Genomic DNA, 18777 nt, shown 5'->3' on the forward strand with positions numbered 1-18777 from the left:
CAATCCCTTCCGATCAAGGCTCTGCGGAGTAAACCCGGGCAACGTGCCAAATCAACGTCGGCCTCATCACGGCCAACATGTCGTCAGCTTGAACACGTCATCAGAACGATAGCAGGCGACAACCCCGTGGTAAAGTGATCGTCACGCTCGGGAGTTGCCTCCTTTTTGCGCTGTCCATTTTTTGGGCAATTTGAGTTCTCCTGTCGAAAGTCCCGTCGTTGACGGAGTTCCGGGCTCGGATTTCCCTGCTCCGTGAGGGAAAATGTGACGATGGAACCCGAAGTGACTGCCCCCTGGCCCTAAGGGCGCCCGATGGATTCGCGTTCACCCCAACCGGCTCGCGACCGGAACCGACGTACGAAATGGCTCGCCGTAGCAGTTTTTCCGCTGGCGGCGGTGCTGATGGTGCGCCTCGCGGTGGCCGATCTGGCGACCCTGCAGAGTGGCATCGTCGTCGAGGGGAAGGCCGACGCGGTGCATGGCCTGGACCAACGCACCGTCCGCGCGGGAATCAAGGGACAGCTCCCGGAGCCCTGGTGGGTCGTCGATGACGGCGTGCGACGGTATTTCGTCCCGTCGCGACTCACTCAGGTCGAACCGCGGCTGGACCTCTCGCGCGTGGCGGAGTTCACGCTGCCGCGGACGATCCGATCCCGACCGAAAGGGCCGGACGTCATCGGATCATCGACGGCAACCCCGTTTGATGAGTACGGGCGACGGAAGATCACGCTGCAACTGTCCAGGGGGCCAGTCGAGATCCACCAGGAGATCACCCGGATCCGCCCTGATTACGTCGAAGTGACCGGAATCAACTACGAATGGACGACGGGGCTCGACACCCGGCTGCTTCCCGACGACGTGCTGCAGTCGCTCCTGAAAAGGGCGTCGGATGGCAACAAGGTGGATGATCGGAAGGCGATCATCGGCCTGTACCTGGACGCCCGCCGCTACGACGAAGCCCGTCGCGAATTGAACGTCCTTATCCAGGAGCATCCCGAACTGAAGGAGTGGGGAGCGCCGCAGCTTCCCCTCATCACCGAACAGAAGTACCGGGCGGCCATCAACGAAGTGCAGAGGAGGCGCAAGGCTGGCCAGCACCAGCTGGCCTACCTCATTGCCACCAAGGCCCTCACGGAAGACGTCCCGGCCGACTCGCTCCTCCAGTGTCGGGACATCCTCAACGAGTATGACGTTGCGCGCGAGAACGGCGGCCAGATCCAGTTACTGCTCGAACAGTACGAGGCCGAGCTGACAAACGAGGAAGCGGCGTTGCTTCGGCCGCTGCGCCCCCAGCTCCTGTCGGAACTCCATGTCGAATCGCTGCCGCGGCTCGCGCCTTTCCTGCGCGCCCGGCTCGACAAGGACCTGAGTGCCGCGCAGAAGCTGGCACTGGCATACTCGGGCTGGGTCGTCGGCCCTTCCTATGCGGACGACAACCTGCAGGTCGCGGTGAACCTGTGGAACGCCCGGTTCCTCGTGCTCGAATACCTCCGTAGCGGCGACAACCCGCTCCTGCGCGAGGGCCACCTGGCCGAACTCAAGAAGCTGGAAGGGGTCACCATCGAGCGTCTGGCAGAAATGATTCCGCTGCTGCCGCATGTCCTGGAGCAGAATCTTCCGATGCCCGGCGTTCCGCGGAGGTACTCATTCCCGATCGAGGACAATCTTCAGGTCGAGTACGCCGTGACCCTTCCGGCGGAATACAACCCGGCTCACCGTTATCCCGCAATCGTCGCCCTGCGGCGTTCGGGAATGACGCTGGAAGAGACGCTCCGCTGGTGGGCGGGAACGGCCGAAGCCCCCGGCGCGGCAATGACCCGCGGCTACATCGTGATTGCTCCGGAGTTCGCGGCGCCGGAAACACAGGAATACGACTACGACATCCCGGCGCATCGCCGCGTCATGGCGGCGCTGACCGATGCGCGAAAAAAGTTCTCGATCGACTCCGACAGGGTGTTCATTGGCGGACACCAGCTGGGAGGAGATGCAACATTCGACATCGCGCTCGCACACCCGGACGTGTTTGCCGGCGCAGCTCCGTTCGTCGGCCGGATGGATCGTTACCCGCGATTCCTCGCGGCCAATGGTTCGTATTTTCCGTGGTACATCGTCACCGGCGAGCGACACCTGCCGGGCGGTACGCAGGATCCGGAAGCTCTCGGGCGGAGCCTGGCGAGCATCAACAGCATGGCGATTCGGCATCGGTCCGACGTCACCTACTGCGAATACAAGGCGCGAGGATTCGAAAGCTATCACGAAGAGCTGCCGCGGCTGTTCGACTGGATGGACACGCACCGCCGCAAGTCGCTACGCGAGATTCGCGACGACTGGGAGGTCAGTGTTCTCCGGCCGACAAACAAGCACTTCTTCTGGGTCACGGCCAAAGAGTTGCCGGCGAAGCTGTCCGAACCGATCAACTGGAGCCGGCCACGCGAGCAAAACGCCCAGCCGATGAAGTTCACCGGGAACATCGGCCTCGAGAACACCATGTACGTGACGGTTCCCGCGTCGCGAGCAAAGGCGTCCGCCGAGATCTGGCTGGCTCCATCCTTCTTTGACTTCGAGAAGCGGCTGAAAGTCCACCTGAACCGCCAGCAGTCGTCAGCGATCAACGCGCTCGTCGAGCCCGACCCTGCCGCGTTGCTGGAAGACTTCCGCATTCGTGGCGATCGGCAACAACTGTTCTGGGCAAAGGTCGACCTGTGAGCACCGCCGGAGACGCACGCCGCGGAATCATCCTTGCCGGCGGCAGTGGAACGCGCCTGCATCCGGCGACGATGGTCGTCAGCAAACAGCTGCTGCCGATCTACGACAAGCCGATGGTGTACTACCCGCTGTCGACGCTGATGCTGGCGAGAATTCGCGAGGTGCTGATCATCAGCACGCCTCACGACCTGCCTTTATTTGCGCAGCTGCTGGGCGACGGCAGACAGTGGGGCATGCGGTTCGAATACGCACCTCAGCCGAAACCGGAGGGACTCGCCCAGGCATTCCTGATCGGCGCCGAGTTCGTCAGGGACCGCCCGAGCTGCCTGATCCTGGGGGACAACATCTTCTACGGACATCAGATGTCGCAGAGCCTTCAGACAGCGAGCGCGCGGACCGTGGGCGCGACGGTGTTCGCCTATCACGTTCGCGATCCTCAGCGATATGGCGTTGTCGAACTTGATGCCAGCGGGCGGGCCGTCAGCATCGAAGAGAAACCTCGCGAGCCGAAATCCCACTTCGCCGTCACCGGCCTCTATTTCTACGATGAGCAGGTCGTGGAGATTGCGCGTCAGATCAAACCGAGCGCGCGGGGTGAACTGGAGATCACGGATGTGAACCGCGTCTACATGGAGCGCGGGCAGCTCCAGGTTGAGGCGCTTGGACGGGGCAGCGCCTGGCTCGACACGGGAACACACGACTCTCTGCACGAAGCGACGCAGTTCGTCAGCGTGCTGGAGCAGCGGCAGGGGCTCAAGATCGCCTGTCCGGAAGAGATCGCCTGGCGGATGGGCTCCATCGACACCGAACAGCTCGTCGCGCTGGGCACGGCGATGAAGAACAGCAGCTATGGGCAATACCTGCTGGGCCTGCCGGCCGGCGGCTGATCGTGCAGCGACGGCACAGGATCTGATCAGTCCTGATGGATCCCGTTCATGAGGGCGAAGTCGACCAGGTCGTCGATATCGCCCGGCAGTTCGATTCTTGTCGCCTCGGCCCCATCATCAATAATCACCGTCTTCGCAGGGACGGCAATCCGAAATTCCTCTGGATCGACCGGCTGATTCACTCTGATCGACGTCGGAACATAAAGGTCGACCATTCGCAGACTTCCGTGCTGATAGAAGCAGTGGCAGACCACTGCCGGGAAGGGAATCCCTTCCGGCGCACTGATACGGCCGACTTGCAGGATCAAGGAGCGTTTGTCGTCGTCCGCAAACATCCTGTGGTTCAGGATGCCGTCGGCCACCGAGACGTCCATGCGGTGTGTTGCACGACCGTCCTTCCACGACAGGACCAGCTGTCCCCCGTCATCGCTGACGATGTCGTATGGCCGGGTTGGAATGAGCCAGGGGCAATCGAGCTCCCAGGAAAAATCGGAGCGACTCGTCAGCCGGCTCGTTGCTTTCCCCGGCTTCCACAGTTGGACCTGCAGCACCCCCGGCTCGCGCGGGCTCACCAGAATGGAAGCGCGGTCATCGGTGACCGAGCGCACTCCACCCTGCAGCGTGGAGCTTCGCGGGCCGTCCTGAACAATCCTCACCTGTTTTGCGAGTGGTTTCTGACGCTGCGGGTCTGGCCGGAAGAATTCCCCGTACATCAATTGGCGATCGCTGTCGGATCGGGCGCTGCTGACATATCGATCGAGGATGGCGTGGATCTGCAGGGGAGTATTGGGAAGAAGCTGCCGAGGCGAGGACACCAGATCGGCGACGATCTCCAGCGTGGAAATCGATTCTCGCCGCGCCTCGACAAGATCGGTCAACTCTTTGGCAAGGCGGGCGGTCTCGGTGTCTCCAGCCGTCGCCCGGGCCGATGTGGCGAGCAACATCCCTCCCGCAGCGGAGAACAGCGCCAGGCAAAGAATTGGCCGCAGGTGGCTTGTCACGGAGGAACCATCCTGAATTCAGAACACCCTGAATCTAGCGAATGGGGAGTGGGGTTGACACTGGCTCTGCCAGCACCATCTCAAAGGGGTTCCTGATTGCAGGGGGAAGCGACGAGCGACACCTGTGTGACGCAGACGATCCCGAAGAAGCCGCTAAGCACACGCTCAATGCAGTCACCACGTTGCGACGCAGATTCCCGTTGATCGACGAAGCCGCATCGATGGGCCCGGCATGAACGATGAGTGAAATTCATCGTCGATCAACGACGCTATTCCACGTAGACCCGAACCCGATGGTTCTCGCTGTCGCCGATGTACACCTTGCCGGCCGCGTCGACGAAGACGCCGTGCGGGCGGGCCATCCGGCACTTGCGGGGATCGCCGTCGTCCGGCCCGTCTCCCACCTTGCCATCGCCAACGACCGTCTCGAGGAATCCGGTGGCCTTCCGAATCACGCGGATCGTGTGGCTTTCCGTGTCGGCCAGGTAAACGTCCCCATTCGGGGCCAGCGCGATGCCCTTCGGGCCGGAAAGCGTCGCCAGTCGGGCGTCGGCGCCATCGCCAGTGAAGCCTTTCTTGCCCGTTCCAGCCAGGTGGGTGAGTCGCTGGGTACCGAGATCGATCCGGTAAACGGCGTTTCCTTCACGAAGCGCCAGGTACAGACTGTTGTTCTTCGCGTCGAAGTCGAGGGCCCTCGGACCGTTCAGGGGAGTCCCGGCGAGAAGGGCGCCGTCCGGCGTCGGCTTCTTTTCGCCTGTTCCGGCGAACGTCGAGATCACGCCCGTCGCAGCATCCACGCGGCGAATGCGATGATTGCCGATATCGCAGATATAGATGTTGCCGGCGGCATCGAGCGCGATCGAATGTGGCTGCTTGAGTTGCGCCTTCGTCGCTGGCCCGCCGTCTCCCGAGAAACCCGGCATTCCGGTGCCGGCTACGGTGGAGATCACGCCGGTCTTCGCATCGACCCTGCGGACGATCTCGTTCTTCATTTCGACGAACAGCATATTGCCTGCAGCGTCGAAGCGGATTTCGTACGGCTCGAACAACAGTGCCTGCGTGGCCGGTCCGCCGTCCCCCGAGTAGCCCTTTTTGCCGCCCTGCCCGGCGACCGTCGAGACGATCCCCGTTTTCAGGTCGATCCGGCGGATCACGTGATTCGTGATCTCGCAGACATACAGCGCGCCGTCAGGCCCGGTGACCAGTCCGTAAGGCTGCTCGATCAGGGCAGCCCCTGCGGGGCCGCCATCGCCTGAGTAGCCTTTCTGGCCAGTGCCGATGACCGTGCTCACCTCCCCGGCCAGGCCGGCCGAGGGCGCACACAGTCCAAGGGCCAGCCCGAGGCAGAGGGCTGACCATGCGAGCAGGCGACGCATTCTACTTGCGGTGCCGAATGCGGGCGCGGTTGCGACGCTTCTTCCGGCCAAGTTTGCGACGTCCTTTGCCTGTCTTCTTAACGCCCATACACCGTCTACTCCCGAAGTCTTCTCTGTGTCTCGTCTGATTCGCCGCGGGCAAAGCGGCACGAAAACAAATCCTCCGGGCGCAACCTCGCACGGAGGAATCGCGGAGCGTAGCCTAACGGGCGTTCCATCTCAAGCGGCGAATTGAACTTCCCGCCATCCACTTCTAAAACGCTGCCATGCGCCGCGTCCTCATCGTCGACGACCCTCGCCTGGCTCCACGGCTCGCCCGGCTCCGGGAATCGCTGGGCGGAGCCTGGGACCTGTTGTTCTCCCCAGCCGATCAGAAGTCCTTCTGGAATGAAGCGGACCTGCTCCGGCCGGAGGGACGCGCGGCGACGACCGCAGATCTGGATTCATTGATCGCCGCCGGCGAGTCGATCGACCTGGTCGTGGCGGCATCGATGCCCGAGTTGCTGAAAGTCGCGTCCCAGCTGGCTTTTCGTCGCGGGTCGGTGACCGCCGTGCTGCCGGCGGCCGCACAAACGGCCGACTGGATCTTCTCTCTCTATCCGCTCTCCGAGGGGGCGGCGCCCCGCGTCCGGGGCGTGTTTGAACACCGCGCAGCCCCCGCGGTCAGAGCGTTCGCGCTTGAACTTCCTGGATCGCTGCCGGCCCGGCATCTGATCAGCGCCAGTACGGTGCCGGCCGACTCGCTGACGGGCGTGGAGATTGAGGCGAGATTTCTTGAGGACGTTGATCTTTTCAGGCAGCTGGCCGGCGAGTTCAAGGAACTGTTCGCGATCGCGATTCCTGCAGAGACCTCTGGGCAGAGTCGTAGCATCTCCCTCACGCTCCGAGGTGAAGGAGTCGGCAGCGTGTCAGCCTCCATCACGCCTGGAAACCGGTCGCAAATGGTGTTGAAGCCGGGTGACGGCTGTCGTCCGTCCCTGACTCGGAAGGAAGACGGCAGCTTCTGTGTTGAAGGGAACACATTCCCGGCTTCAGGCAACCTGGGATCACCCTATGCGCCCTGGCAGGACGTGTTGAGGACCTTTGACGACCTCTCGGCCATGCGGCGTTCCCTGAAGCGACGCCGGCTTGTTGAACTCCAGACCGAAACCATCTCGGAACGGGCCCAGTTCAAGAGCCTCATGTCGGCGAGCGGGTGCGGACTGCTGGTGGCCACGCTGTTTGGCGCGGTGGCACTGCTTGCCGCGGGCGCCGCCTTCGACCCCCGGGCGTCGCTCCAGCGAACCAGCGAACGCGCCGGACTTGTCCTGCGGACGGACGATTTTCAGTCCGCAACAACGGAACTGAGCGACGATGCGGCCGCCGAATGGCCCGGCATGACGCGCCGGCTCTCCCACACCGCGGCGCCGATCCTGGTCGAAAAAAGTGACGACGCCAGCCTGGATGGGCGGCGAGTCGAGCAACTCGCGACCTCTCTGGCAGCCGCCGGCGTCGCGAGTCCGACCTCCAGGATCGAGCTGTACGAATTTCGCGGCGGCCTCTTCGTCCGCCTGTTGACCGCCTGCTGGGTGCTTCTCTTCCTGCCGCTGGGGCTTTTCCTGGCTTTCCAGGCGTTCCTGCTGGTCGCCCCGACACAATCGTCCGAGCCGCCCGGCGCAGCCGCGTCGTGAAACCGGTCGCGCGGGCCAGGTCTGCTTCCGATCCCTCAGGTGCAGGTTCATTTCCCATCGGTTTGAAACTTGCCTCCCGAACCGCAAACTTGCTTTACAATAGGTGCTCTGACTTCACTGATCTGAGAGCGACAGGACTATGGAAATCCCGCCTTCCCTCCACCAACGCGTCAACGCCGCCGGGCAAGGGCGCCTGCTGCGGTTCTGGGATGAACTGGATGAACACGATCAGCGGGCTTTGCAGCGGGACCTCGAAGGGATCGACTTCGACCGCCTGCAGCGCCTGCTGAACGCGCGGGCCGAGTGCCGTGCCGGCGACGGGACGGCGAAGAATCGCGCAGACAGCGCGCAGGCGCCGACCCAGTTGATTCGCCAGCCAAAGTCGGAGGCCGACCAAGAAGCCTGGCACGCCGCCGCCGCGATCGGCCGCGACCTCATCGCCCAGGGAAAAGTCGGCGTTCTGCTCGTCGCCGGCGGCCAGGGGACGCGCCTCGGCTTCGATAAGCCCAAGGGAATGTTTCCCGTCGGCCCGCTCTCGGAGAAAACGCTGTATCAGTGGTTCGCCGAACAGCTCCGTTGTCGCGGCCGCGAGGCCGGGCGTTCCATTCCCTATTTCGTGATGACCAGCGAGGCCACGCACAACGAGACGTTCGACTTCTTCAAACAGCACGAATTCTTCGGGCTGGTGAAGAGGGACGTCTTCTTCTTCCAGCAGGGAGTGCTGCCGGCCATCACCGCCGACAGCGACGACATCCTGCTCGATCAGAAGCACCGCATCAGCCTCAGTCCCGACGGCCACGGCGGCCTGCTCCATTCACTCAGCATGCATGGCCTGATCGAGGAAATGATCCGCCGCGGAATCGAATACCTCTACTACCACCAGGTCGACAATCCGACCGCGGTCGTATGCGATCCCGCCTTTATCGGCTGGCACGCCCAGCAGGCGTCAGAGGTCTCGACGAAGGTCGTCGCCAAAGTCTCGCCCGAAGAGCGGATGGGAGTCGTCTGCTCCGTCGAAGGCCGTACTGAGATCATCGAGTACAGCGACCTCACGCCCGAGCAGGCGCGTCAGAAAGATGCGTCCGGCAACTTCGTGTTCTGGGCCGGGAACACCGCCATGCACGTCTTCAGCGTCGCATTCCTCGATCGGCTCGTCGAAGACGACATCGACCTCCCCTATCACATTGCGAAGAAGGCCGTGCCGTTCGTCGACAACAGCGGAAACCGGATCACGCCTGACGCCCCAAATGCCACCAAGTTCGAGCAGTTCATCTTCGACACGCTGCCGCTCGCATCGAAGGCGCTCGTTGTCGAAGCCGATCGCACGGCCGAGTTCAATCCCGTGAAGAACCGTGACGGCGCCGATTCCCCCGCCACTGCGCGGGCCGCATTGATTCGAAACCACCGCCTCTGGGCGGAAAAATCAGGTGCGACCGTGAAGCCTGGCGTCACCCTCGAGATCAGCCCGCTGCTCGCCTGCGACGAAGACGCCGCCGTGAAAGTCATCACCCCAGGGACCGTGTTCGACGTCGACCAGATTGTCGAGTAGGGCGTCTGCCGGGAGGCATCGACGTACTGAGACTCCGTCTCTGTGCATTCTCGATTTCAATCGATGGTTCCGGGAAAGAATGCTCGGGCCTGCTGCTGGCGGGAGCCTCCGTTTGTCCTATCATCCATGCCCCTGAATTCACCAAGTCGCCGCGGTCGCCCGCGGATCGCGAATCCACTCTGACGGAGCATGTCCATGAAAGGCAGCCAGCGCGTCATTGACGCCCTCAACGCCGGCCTCACCATCGAACTGACGGCCATCAACCAGTACTTCATCCAGTCCAAGATGTGCAAAAACTGGGGCCTCAATCGCCTCGCCGCCCATCACTACGAGGAATCGATCGATGAAATGAAGCATGCCGACATGCTCATCGACCGCATCCTGTTCCTCGAAGGAGTTCCCGAGATCGCCCGCTACGACGTCATCCGCGTCGGCACTGACGTCAAGGAACAGCTTGAGAACGCCCTCGCCCTCGAGAAGAACGCCAGCAAGGTCTACAACGAAGGCGTCGTTCTGGCTGTCGCGGACAAGGACTCCGCCAGCAAGAACATCATGGAACAGATCATCCGCGAGTCGGAAGACAGCGTCGACTGGCTCGAGGCACAGCTCGACCTGATCGAACGGCTCGGCATCCAGAACTATCTGGTCACCCAGGTCGGCGAAGACGCCAAGGGCGGTCATTGAGATCACTCGTTCATTGACGGATTCACGGCCGCGTTTCCGAAGAAACGCGGCCGTTTTCGTAGGCGGAAGCGGCCCCGGGATGTGAAGAGCCCGGCGGAGCAGCCACTTCAGTTTGACGCCGGACCAGGCGGATGGGACAGTCATCACATCGGGCGATGAGATCACTGCAACTGGTCGACAGGGCGGGTTATGCGTCACGCCATCTACATTCTCGCGTTTCTGGTCATTTCATCGGGAACGGCCCGGGCGGATGTCATCGCTCAGTGGACGTTCGAGACCAGCATCCCGTCGACCGCCGGCCCGCATGTCGCGGAACTCGGCGCGAACGCCGCGACCGCCTTCGCCTCCGGTTTTCACGCCGGCGCCACCACCTATTCGAATCCAGTCGGCAACGGCTCGAACGAGTCGTTCAACTCCAACAACTGGCAGATCGGCGACTACTACCAGTTCGCGGTGTCGACAGTCGGATTTCAGGACATCACGCTGAACTGGGATCAGAATTCGACCCGCAGCGCCACGCCCACGCCGGCCTACGGCCCGATCGAATTCACTCTGGCCTACAGCACCGACGGCGTGAACTTCACGAATGCGTTCGACTACACGGTCGTGGCGAACGGGGCCGGCGGCATCCCCGGATGGGACAATCCTCCCCCGCGCCGGACGCAGTACGAAGTGGCATTCGACCTCAGCGGCGTCGAAGCTCTGGACAACGCCTCGAACGTCTTCTTTCGCCTGATTGATCGATCAACTGTCGCCGCCGACGACCAGGTCGTCACCGCGGCCGGATCGAGCAGGATCGATAACTTCACGATCAACGGCGCTGTCTCGGCAGTTCCCGAGCCGGGTGCCATGCTGCTGTCGAGCTTGGCCTTCGCGGGGGCGGCGATTGCTCGTCGTCTGCGGAAAGCAGCGGCCTGACGTTTCATCCGGAAGACCCCACAAAGCCCGGCCATCGACCCGCCGGGCTTTGTGATTGGCGCTGGCCTGATCTACCCCGCCGGATGTTCCCAAGGCGTCCGGTACGCCCGCTTGAGCCGCTTCGTCGCCGCTTCATCGTCGACGACGGTCGCCGTCTCCGGATCGAATTTCAGTGACCGCCCGAGTTCCATCGACAGGTTCGCCAGGATGCAGCTCGCCGTCGAAATATAACCCTGCTCGATGTCGGCCACGGCCTTGCCGCGCGACTCGATGTTGTCGAGCAGGTTCTGCATGTGGACGCGGATCGCCGGGGCAACATGCTTCTCGAGGTCTTTCTCGGTCTTGTCCTCGGGATACTTTTCGAGCTCGTCGACAAAGTCCCTGTGGACGGCTTCCCCTTTCCCGCGGGGGACGAAGTCATAGCTCATCACTCCCGCTTTCAACGTTCCCTTGTCGCCATAGAACGTCGCCGCCCAGGGATACTTCGGATCGGGCGCCTCGCCGTATGTCCGGTGTGTCCAGATGACCGGCGGCCCGCCGGCGAAGTCGAACGTTGCCGTCTGCGTGTCGGAGATGTTCGCCTTGCTCTTGGTGTCGACGAGGATGCCTCCCGCCGAATCGACGGACCTGGGCCAGCCAAGGTCCATCATCCACCGCACCATGTCGAGCATGTGGATGCACATGTCGCCCACAATGCCGTTGCCGTATTCGGTGAATGAACGCCAGCGTCTCGGATGCACGAGCGAGTTGTAAGGTCGCATCGGGGCCGGGCCCGTCCACATCTCGTAGTCGAGGTTCTCCGGGGGCTTCGTGTCCGGGGGATTGTCCTTCGCCCGCATGTGGTAATAGCAGCAGATTTCGACGAGCCCGATCGTTCCCAGTTTTCCTTCCTTGATGATCCGGTCCCGGGCCTCCATCAGATGCGGCGTGCTGCGCCGCTGCGTTCCCACCTGCACCACACGGTTGTGTTTCCGCGCGGCATCGAGCATCGCTTTGCCTTCGAGCACATCAACACTGATCGGCTTCTGGACGTAGACATCCGCTCCGGCTTCGCAGGCCGCGATCATCGGCAGGGCATGCCAGTGGTCGGGCGTCGCGATCAGGCAGATGTCGAGATCCTTCTCGGCCAGCATCTTCCGGTAGTCGCTGTAGAGCCGTGGTTTTTTCTGCGACTTCTGGCGCTGCGAAACGATCCCGGCCGCCCCTTCCAGCATCTGCGAATCGACGTCGCAAAGCGACACGACCTCGACCGGCGCAACCTGGATCAGCCGCAGCAGATCACATTTGCCATACCAGCCCGTCCCGATCAGTCCGACGCGCCGCACTTTCTCCGGGGCGGCCGCGTAAGCGCCGGCCGCCACCGAAGCGGCCGCGGCAAGTGTGGTCGACAGAAACTCGCGACGCAGCATGAGCGGCTCCTTGGATGAGGGGAGTCGCGATTGTAATCGACGGTTGTGCTTTGCTCAGGGGGTAGTCTCAGGGATGAGCCTGCTTCAAGGAGGCTCGTTGTACACGAAGTCGCACAGAGGAACGAGTTCTTCTCCGTGCGTCTCCGTGTCCTCCGCGACTCTGAGTTTCTTGAGCCGATCAGGCGAGGCTCACACTAGAGATCCAGGTCGTCCGCTTCCGCCGCTTCGTCCATGATGATCCGGTATCGCTCTGAAGCATCCTTTCCGAGCAGCTGCGCGAACACCTTGTCCGCTTCCACCATGCTGTCGATGTCGACCTGCAGAAGCACCCGGTTCGCCGGGCTCAGCGTCGTTTCCTTCAGCTGGTCGGCGTTCATCTCGCCCAGCCCTTTGAACCGCTGCACGTCGAAGGAACGACGTTCGCCGAGGCTCGCGAGCACTTCTTCCTTGGCCGCTTCATCGCGGGCATAGAACCGCTGCTTGCCGACTTCGATCTTGTACAGCGGCGGCTGGCCGATGAAGACTTTTCCCAGCTGGATCAGCTCCCGCATATGTCGGAAAAAGAATGTGAGCAGCAGCGTGCTGATGTGGTAGCCGTCGCTGTCGGCGTCCATCAGCAGGATGATCTTCCCATACCGCAGCTTGTGCGGATCAAAGCTCGGGCCGATTCCGCAGCCGAGCGTGTCGACCAGGTCCTTGATCTCCTGGTTGGCGATGATCTTCCCCGTGGTCAGTCCTTCGGTGTTCAGGATCTTCCCTTTCAGCGGCAGCACCGCCTGGATTCGTGAATCGCGACCGCTCGCCGCCGTACCGCCGGCCGACTGTCCTTCCACGATGAACAGCTCGGTCTCGTCGGGATTGCTCTCGCGGCAGTCAAGCAGCTTCCCGGGGAGGTTGCTCTTCTTCGAACCCGGCGTCTTGCGGCGCACTTCGGCCTGGGCGTCGCGGCTCGCCTGGCGGGCCCGGGCCGCGAGGATGATCCGTCCCAGCACCCCGTCGGCGATCGAGCGGTTGTTGTTGAGGAACGACTCCAGCGCCGGGCGGACCATGCCTTCCACCCACGGACCCATTTCCGGGTTGTTCAGGCGGTCCTTCGTCTGCCCCTGGAACATCGGCTCCGGATGGAACACCGACACGATCGAAACGATCCCCTCGCGGATGTCGTCCGGCGTGATGTCGAGCCCCTTCTGCTTGATCTCGTGCACGTCCATGTAGTTCTTGACGGCCTTCGCCACGGCCGAACGCAGGCCCGACTCATGCGTCCCCCCTGCCCGTGTACGGATGCCGTTCACGTAGCTCCGCAGGTGCTCGTCGGTCGATTCGGTCCACTTGAGGACCGCTTCGACGCGGATCTTGTCCTCTTCCTTTTCGCAGGCGAACAGCAGGTCATGCACCGCTTTCCGCTTGTCGTCAACGATGATCCGTTCGAGGTACGTTTTGATCCCTTCGGGATGGTGCAGCTCGACCTTCTCGTTCTTCGAGTCGTCGGCGAACAGGATCGTCAGGCCGCCGTGAACATAGGAGATGTCCTCCAGATGCTGCCGGATCGTGTCCGCGTGGAACTGCACGCGCCGGAAGATTTCCGGGTCCGGCCGGAAGAAGATGCTCGTCCCGTGTCCCCGGAACGGACGCAGGTTCTTGACCGGCGTCGTCGGCTTTCCTCGCTTGAACCGCTGCTGCCACTCGTTGCCGTCACGGTGAACCGTCGCCACTAGTTCTTCAGACAGCGCCGTCACCACCGACGAGCCCACGCCATGCAGACCGCCGCTGCGGGCGTAGTTCTTGTTCGAGAACTTCCCCCCCGCGTGCAGCGTGGTCAGGATCGTCTCCAGGGCCGACTTCTTCGTCTTGGGGTGAATGTCGACCGGAATCCCGCGGCCGTTATCCGTCACCGTCATCGACGCGAGGTCCTTGTGAAGCTGGACCTCGATCCGGTCGCATTCGCCGGCAAGGTATTCGTCGACCGAGTTGTCGACGATTTCCCAGATCAGGTGATGCAGTCCGCGGGCGTCCGTCCCTCCGATGTACATCGACGGCCGCTTCCGGACGGGCTCCAGCCCCTCCAGAACTTCGATGTCCTCGGCGGTGTAACTCTTCTTCGATTCAGCGACAGCCATGGTCATCCTTGGGCGCAACGCGGCGTCATTCCGTGAGCAGCGTCGCAGGCAGCGATGTGAGGAAGCCGGGTTTTTAGGAAAATCAGGGCCTTCGGGCGAGGCATTGTTGTGTGTTCGCTGGCCGAACGCCGTGGCGGCAGATCACTCGCGGCGTTCCTCATCCACTGAAATCGCTCATCGCGAACACATGTATCTGTAACCTGTGCCGCCACAGTCCATTACGTCTCGCCAGATGTACCGCTCCTTCCAGGTCCCGACCCCCAAATCTTCCGTTCATTACGGCACGAACACTGCATTCCTCCTCAACGACACCTGAACCTGCGGTCACGACGTGACCGACTGAACCGACCAACCTGTCGAGGGAGACGACCGATGGCGACGAAGCGCAAAACGTCGAAAGTTGTGGCCGATAAGAACCCCGACCCGATCACCGGCGAGCCGGGCGCGCATCCGATCGGAACGGGTGTCGGAGCGGCCTTGGGCGGCGCGGCCGCGGGAGCGGCTGCGGGAGCCGTGGGCGGCCCCGTGGGGGCGGTTGTGGGAGCCATCGCCGGCGGCGTCGGAGGCGGATTGGCCGGCAAGGCGACGGCGGAAGCCATCGATCCGACCGCCGAAAACCAATACTGGGAGCAGACCTATCCCGCTCGCCCCTACTACGACGAGCAGTATCCGTACGAAGAATACGCCCCGGCCTACCGGACCGGATGGGAAGCTCGAAGCCTCTATCCGAATGCAGCCTTTGACGACGTCGAGAACGACGTCCAGGGCCACTGGGAAAAGACCCGCGCCGAGAGCCGGCTCGACTGGGAACGTGCCCGCCCTGCGGTACGTGACGCCTGGGATCGGATCGGCGAACGGCGTCAACGGGAAATCGACCGCGATATGCTCTGACAACGCGAGTCCTTGAATCTGTTCCCAGGGAACCGCGACCGAAAAAGGGACGTGACGAGTGCACATCGGTGCGCTGCCACGTCCCTTCTTTGTTGACCAGTCCAGACTCGGCTCCATGGATTCCAAAAACGACCTCGCAGACGCCTGACTCCCCCGGCACTGGTAATGTCCAACTCCCCAGCCATATTCTCCCCGAGCGGGACGACGAAATCGCTACGGACGAGGATTAATCGATGTTTCAGGAAAGCCGGCTCGAAGAACTCAAGATCGTTTTGCCGACGCCCCCCTCGCCGGTAGCAGCCTACATCCCGGCCGTGCGCACTGGCGATCTCGTTTTCGTCAGCGGCCAGCTGCCGATGGCCTCCGGCCAGTTGACCGTCACCGGCAAGGTCCCCTCCGCCGTCTCCATCGAGGCGGCGGCCGAAGGAGCCCGGCTCTGCATCCTCAACTCCCTCGCCATCCTCAAGGCGACGGTCGGTAATCTCGCGAAACTGAAACGGGTGGTGCGGATCGGCGTCTTCGTTCAGTCCGATCTCGATTTCGCCGAGCAGGCCCTCGTCGCCAACGGCGCCAGCGAACTCCTCCAGAAAATCTTCGGCGATATCGGCCGTCATGCCCGCACGACGATCGGCGTCGCCGCACTCCCCTTGAATGCCGCGGTGGAAGTCGAAGCCATCTACGAAGTCATGCCGCAGGTCTGAGGCTCGTCCCTGAATTGGCTTGTTCATCGCGAAGACACAGGGGCACGGAGCCGCACGTCGGAAAGGCAGATGAAAACGTGCTTGCAGAGCCTCCGGACGACATCCAGGTCGCTCGCTGAGTCTCTGTTCATCTCCGTGCGTCTCTGCGTTCTCCGTGCCTCGGTCGTTCGGAGCCTTCGGGGATGGAATCACACGCCTGTTCTTTCCGGCGGGCTGTTGCGCCGGTAGGCTGTTTCCCCTTGCGGGTGTCCCTTAGTCCACGTTGAAGCCGCGAACTTTTCCATGATCTGCGTCGCCCTGGGCCGTACCCGTCACCGCATGATGATCGCCGCGCATAAAGCGCTGGCCGAGGTCGGTGTGGGCCTCGTTGAACTCCGGGTCGACTGGCTCTCCCGGAATCCGGACCTCTCGCGCGTCATCAAAGAGCGGCCCACTCCGATCGTCGTCACCTGCCGACGCCCCCAGGACGGCGGCCGCTGGCGCGGGCCCGAAGAAGACCGGATCATGCTGCTCCGGCAGGCGATCGCCTCCGGCGTCGATTACGTCGATCTCGAAACCGACATCGCCGACAAGATCCCGCGGTTCGGCAAAACGAAACGCATCGTCAGCTACCACAACTTCCAGGAAACGCCCGACAACCTCGAGGACGTCCACGAAAAGCTGTCGAAGCAGAACGCCGACATCGTGAAGATCGTCACGATGGCGAACTCTCCGGCCGACAACGTGAAGCTCCTGAAGCTCATTCCGGACGCCAAGGTTCCCACCATCGCCTTCTGCATGGGCGACTTCGGCATCCCCAGCCGCATCCTCTGCGGAAAATACGGCTCGCCGTTCACCTATGCGACCTTCAGCAAGGAGCGCCTGCTCGCCCCCGGCCAGCTCTCCTTCGAAGACATGCGCGACATCTACCACTTCGATGAGCTCAATCGCGAAACGAAGGTCTTCGGCGTCATCGGCGATCCGATCGCCCACAGCTGGAGCCCGCTGATTCACAACGCCGCCCTCAAAAAGGCCGGCGTCAACGCCGTCTACCTCCCCTTCCGCATTCCGGCCGACGACCTGAAGCCCGCCCTCCGCGCGTTCGAGTGGCTCGACGTCCAGGGCTACAGCGTGACGATCCCGCACAAGGAATCGATCGCGGGAATGGTCTCGCATGTCGACGCCAACGTCACCGACAGCGGCGCAGCCAATACCCTCTACAAGAACTCCCAGGATAAATGGTGCGCGGTCAACACCGACTACGAGGCCGCCCTCACCGTCATTCGTGAAAAAGTCGCGGAGACCGGCGGCGGCACGCTCGAAGGCAAACGCGTGATGCTGCTGGGCGCCGGCGGCGTCGCCAAGGCCATCGGCCTCGCACTCACGCGGGCCGGCGCCGCCATCACGGTCACCAACCGCTCCAAGGATCGCGGCAAAGCCCTCGCCGAAACGCTCAACTGCCAGTTCCTCGGCTGGGAGAACCGCGGTACGCCGTTCGTCGACATCCTCGTCAACTGCACGCCCATCGGCATGTGGCCCGACACCGAGTCGACCCCCTTCAACCAGAACTGGTTCCGCGACGGCATGATCGTGTTCGACACGATCTACAACCCCGAAACCACCCTGCTCCTCAAGGAGGCGAAGGCCCACTTCTGCCACACGATCAGCGGACTGGAAATGTTCGTGCGGCAGGCGGCCGAGCAGTTTGAATGTTTCACCGGCGGGGCCGCCCCCGTCGACGTGATGCGTGCGACGCTCCGCAAGGCGATCTCGCCCGTCCGCATCAAGGTCGAGAAGCCGCCCGAGTCTAAAGCTCCGTCCGAAGACGGCGACTGACCGCCGGTTGATGAATTGCGTGCCACGGCTCTGTGAGCCGTGCAACCGTGAAAAACGCCGGCACTCGCACACGGCCGAAACGGCCGTGTGCGGCCAGGTTTGAAGACTTCACAGCCTGCCAGGAGGTCCCGTGCCGATCGACGTGATGATCGATGGGTACAACCTGCTCCACGCCGCCGGGCTGGCCAAAGCCAGGTATGCGCCCGGCGAGCTCGAACGCCGTCGCGCCCGGCTCTTGGCGAAGCTCCGCGATCTCCTCGACCCCGCGATGCTCGCCCGCACCACCGTCGTCTTCGACGCTCGGGTCAATCCTCCGCCGGTCCGCCCCGATCCGCCGGCCGGGCCCATCACCGTGCTCTTCGCCCCGCGCGACCGTGAAGCAGACGATGTCATCGAAGAGCTGCTCGCGAAGCACTCGGCCCCAGGCCAGGTCCTTGTCGTTTCCAGCGACCACCGACTGCACAAGGCGGCCCGTCGGCGCAGCGCCACCCCGATCGACAGCGACGCATTCCTCGACCAGCTCGAAGTCGATCAACATCTCGCCCCTCCCTCAGGCCCGGTCGTTTCTCCGAAGGCGAAGCCGCCCGCCGCGCCGACGCTCGAAGACGAACTCCGCCAGCGCATGGAGGGCCCCCCGCGCGGCAGCGACTCTGCCGCCGCACGCCCCGATTCGGTGAAGGGGGATCTGAAACCTCCTTCCCCGCCAGTCGACCCGCTCAACGACCCGGCATTCTGGGAACGACGCATCCACGGAGGCGAGACCTGACGCGGCCACCGTTCCGGTGGTAGAATCAGGACACCCTACATTCGGAGGACGTGCGATGCAGGTCGGCAATCTGCAGGGTGGCGGCGGTAAGCTGCAAACTTCACTCGAGTCGCTCCAGGAATCCTGGGGACGCGTCTCCGACGTGTGGCGGGATGAACAAAGCCGGCGTTTCGAAGAGGAGCACCTGCGGCATGTCGCCGAGGATGTTCAGGCCGTGCTCCCCGCCGTGTCGCACATGATCCAGGTTCTCCAGTTGGCGAATCGCGAATTGAGCGACGTCTGAAATT

15 protein-coding genes are annotated in these 18777 nt (G+C 62.9%); 11 read left to right on the forward strand and 4 right to left on the reverse strand.

What is annotated here, in order from left to right:
- Positions 1–312 precede the first annotated feature (312 nt).
- On the forward strand, positions 313–2706 hold the full coding sequence (locus Pan44_RS07580; protein WP_145028805.1) for a carboxylesterase family protein: 2394 nt from the start codon (positions 313–315) through the stop codon (positions 2704–2706).
- Complete coding sequence (gene rfbA / locus Pan44_RS07585; protein WP_145028807.1) at positions 2703–3593, forward strand: glucose-1-phosphate thymidylyltransferase RfbA; 891 nt, start codon at positions 2703–2705, stop codon at positions 3591–3593. The genes Pan44_RS07580 and rfbA overlap by 4 nt, the downstream gene beginning before the upstream one ends.
- A 26-nt stretch (positions 3594–3619) precedes the next feature.
- Here rfbA and Pan44_RS07590 read toward each other — a convergent pair whose 3' ends face one another.
- Both Pan44_RS07590 and Pan44_RS07595 read right to left on the reverse strand, forming a co-directional pair.
- Positions 3620–4594, reverse strand: coding sequence for a hypothetical protein (locus Pan44_RS07590; protein WP_145028809.1), 975 nt, complete (start codon positions 4592–4594; stop codon positions 3620–3622).
- A 269-nt stretch (positions 4595–4863) separates the two neighbouring features.
- Entirely contained in the window at positions 4864–5970 is a 1107-nt protein-coding gene (locus Pan44_RS07595; RefSeq protein WP_145028811.1) for an NHL domain-containing protein, read from the reverse strand.
- Positions 5971–6236: 266 nt separating this feature from the next.
- On the opposite strand from Pan44_RS07595, the gene Pan44_RS07600 reads away from it, so the two are divergent.
- The 4 genes from Pan44_RS07600 to Pan44_RS07615 all read left to right on the forward strand — a co-directional run bounded on the left by Pan44_RS07600 (position 6237) and on the right by Pan44_RS07615 (position 10791).
- Positions 6237–7640 carry a hypothetical protein gene (locus tag Pan44_RS07600; RefSeq protein ID WP_145028813.1) on the forward strand — a complete coding sequence of 468 codons (1404 nt, stop codon included), beginning with the start codon at positions 6237–6239 and terminating at the stop codon, positions 7638–7640.
- 139 nt (positions 7641–7779) lie between these two features.
- On the forward strand, positions 7780–9189 hold the full coding sequence (locus tag Pan44_RS07605) for a UTP--glucose-1-phosphate uridylyltransferase (RefSeq protein ID WP_145028815.1): 1410 nt from the start codon (positions 7780–7782) through the stop codon (positions 9187–9189).
- 195 nt (positions 9190–9384) lie between these two features.
- Positions 9385–9873 carry a bacterioferritin gene (bfr, locus tag Pan44_RS07610; protein ID WP_145028817.1) on the forward strand — a complete coding sequence of 163 codons (489 nt, stop codon included), beginning with the start codon at positions 9385–9387 and terminating at the stop codon, positions 9871–9873.
- 189 nt (positions 9874–10062) lie between these two features.
- Entirely contained in the window at positions 10063–10791 is a 729-nt protein-coding gene (locus Pan44_RS07615) for a PEP-CTERM sorting domain-containing protein (protein ID WP_145028819.1), read from the forward strand.
- Between the two features lie 71 nt (positions 10792–10862).
- Here the strand turns inward: Pan44_RS07615 and Pan44_RS07620 are convergent, their stop codons facing one another.
- Entirely contained in the window at positions 10863–12200 is a 1338-nt protein-coding gene (locus Pan44_RS07620) for a Gfo/Idh/MocA family protein (RefSeq protein ID WP_145028821.1), read from the reverse strand.
- A 194-nt stretch (positions 12201–12394) separates the two neighbouring features.
- On the reverse strand, positions 12395–14317 hold the full coding sequence (locus Pan44_RS07625; RefSeq protein WP_197453924.1) for a DNA gyrase/topoisomerase IV subunit B: 1923 nt from the start codon (positions 14315–14317) through the stop codon (positions 12395–12397).
- Between the two features lie 372 nt (positions 14318–14689).
- On the opposite strand from Pan44_RS07625, the gene Pan44_RS07630 reads away from it, so the two are divergent.
- From Pan44_RS07630 to Pan44_RS07650, 5 genes are all read left to right on the forward strand, one after another.
- Positions 14690–15208: a hypothetical protein gene (locus Pan44_RS07630; RefSeq protein ID WP_145028825.1), complete on the forward strand. Its 519-nt coding sequence runs from the start codon at positions 14690–14692 to the stop codon at positions 15206–15208.
- 233 nt (positions 15209–15441) lie between these two features.
- Positions 15442–15909 carry a RidA family protein gene (locus Pan44_RS07635; RefSeq protein WP_145028827.1) on the forward strand — a complete coding sequence of 156 codons (468 nt, stop codon included), beginning with the start codon at positions 15442–15444 and terminating at the stop codon, positions 15907–15909.
- 282 nt (positions 15910–16191) lie between these two features.
- Entirely contained in the window at positions 16192–17724 is a 1533-nt protein-coding gene (aroE, locus tag Pan44_RS07640; protein ID WP_145028829.1) for a shikimate dehydrogenase, read from the forward strand.
- Positions 17725–17854: 130 nt separating this feature from the next.
- The gene (locus Pan44_RS07645) at positions 17855–18490 is read left to right on the forward strand and encodes an NYN domain-containing protein (protein ID WP_145028831.1); all 636 of its coding nucleotides are present in this window, start codon (positions 17855–17857) and stop codon (positions 18488–18490) included.
- 55 nt (positions 18491–18545) lie between these two features.
- Complete coding sequence (locus Pan44_RS07650) at positions 18546–18773, forward strand: hypothetical protein (protein WP_145028833.1); 228 nt, start codon at positions 18546–18548, stop codon at positions 18771–18773.
- The last annotated feature ends 4 nt before the right edge of the window (positions 18774–18777 follow it).

The organism is Caulifigura coniformis (assembly GCF_007745175.1).
Classification (GTDB): Bacteria; Planctomycetota; Planctomycetia; order Planctomycetales; family Planctomycetaceae; genus Caulifigura; species Caulifigura coniformis.